At 54.5% G+C, this 1774-nt stretch carries 1 protein-coding gene; it reads left to right on the forward strand.

The window, feature by feature from the left end; all coding sequences use genetic code 11:
• Window positions 1-295: 295 nt before the first annotated feature.
• Window positions 296-1774: bifunctional phosphoribosylaminoimidazolecarboxamide formyltransferase/IMP cyclohydrolase (purH, locus tag FDW94_RS19535; RefSeq protein WP_249358648.1), on the forward strand; the 1479-nt coding region annotated here is incomplete at its 3' end.

The following is a 1774-nucleotide window of genomic DNA, read 5'->3' on the forward strand; positions in this document are numbered from 1 at the left end:
GACAGAAAAATGACTGACTGCTGCATTCCACAGCGAAACCCCGCTTTATACCTATTTACGCACAGAGTTATCCACAAACCACACGATCGTTTCTACGATCCTCTCGTTATATCAGCCTCCTTCAACAGAAAAAGAAGAGGTCAAAATCGAAAATTAAAAATTCGCGAGCGTTGCGCAAACGTTTTCGTTACAATGCCCCCGCAAAACAAAGATGCCCCGTAAGGGGCGTTAGCTGAGTTTTTAGCCAAGAATTCACCTAACGCTCTCTGTAATAGTCAAATCCAGGGGATTTACCATGCAACAACGTCGTCCAGTCCGCCGCGCTCTGCTCAGTGTTTCTGACAAGGCCGGTATCATCGAATTCGCTCAGGCACTTTCCGCACGTGGTGTGGAGCTGCTGTCTACAGGTGGCACTGCGCGCCTGTTAGCGGAGAAAGGTCTGCCAGTGACCGAAGTTTCCGATTACACGGGCTTCCCGGAAATGATGGATGGACGCGTGAAGACCCTGCATCCTAAAGTCCACGGCGGCATTCTTGGTCGTCGCGGTCAGGATGACGGAATTATGGAACAGCACGGTATCGCCCCTATCGATATGGTGGTTGTAAACCTGTATCCGTTCGCCGAGACAGTGGCACGCGAAGGCTGCTCGCTGGAAGATGCGGTAGAGAACATTGATATCGGCGGCCCGACCATGGTGCGTTCCGCTGCCAAGAACCATAAAGACGTAGCGATCGTTGTGAAGAGCAGCGACTACGACGCCATTATTAAAGAGATGGATGCCAACGAAGGCTCCCTGACTCTGGAAACCCGCTTTGACCTCGCGATTAAAGCCTTCGAACACACCGCCGCCTACGACAGCATGATTGCCAACTACTTCGGCAGCATGGTTCCGGCTTACCACGGTGAGAGCAAAGAGGCCGCCGGTCGTTTCCCGCGTACGCTGAACCTGAACTTCATTAAGAAGCAGGATATGCGCTACGGCGAGAACAGCCACCAGCAGGCTGCCTTCTATATAGAAGAGAATGTTAAAGAAGCGTCCGTTGCCACCGCGCAGCAGGTACAGGGCAAAGCGCTTTCCTACAACAACATCGCAGATACCGACGCGGCACTGGAGTGCGTGAAAGAGTTCAGCGAGCCAGCCTGTGTGATCGTTAAGCACGCTAACCCGTGCGGCGTGGCGGTAAGTACCTCTATTCTCGACGCTTACGACCGCGCCTATAAAACCGACCCAACCTCCGCGTTCGGCGGCATCATCGCTTTCAACCGCGAACTGGATGCCGAAACCGCGCAGGCAATTATCTCCCGTCAGTTCGTGGAAGTGATCATCGCCCCGTCCGCAACCGAAGACGCACTGAAAATCACCGCCGCCAAACAGAACGTTCGCGTTCTGACCTGCGGTCTGTGGGCACAACGTGTACCGGGCCTGGACTTCAAACGCGTTAACGGCGGTTTGCTGGTTCAGGACAGGGATCTGGGGATGGTGAGCGAAGGCGAACTGCGCGTGGTGTCCAAACGTCAGCCGACCGAGCAAGAGCTGCGCGATGCACTGTTCTGCTGGAAAGTCGCCAAGTTCGTGAAATCCAACGCCATTGTTTATGCCAAAGAGAACATGACTATCGGCATAGGCGCAGGCCAGATGAGCCGCGTGTACTCCGCAAAAATCGCCGGGATTAAAGCGGCTGACGAAGGTCTGGAAGTGAAAGGCTCAGCAATGGCCTCTGACGCCTTCTTCCCGTTCCGCGATGGTATTGATGCTGCCGCCGCCGTTGGCGTG

Origin of the sequence: Citrobacter sp. wls757 (assembly GCF_005280935.1) — a bacterium.
Lineage (GTDB): Bacteria > Pseudomonadota > Gammaproteobacteria > Enterobacterales > Enterobacteriaceae > Citrobacter > Citrobacter portucalensis.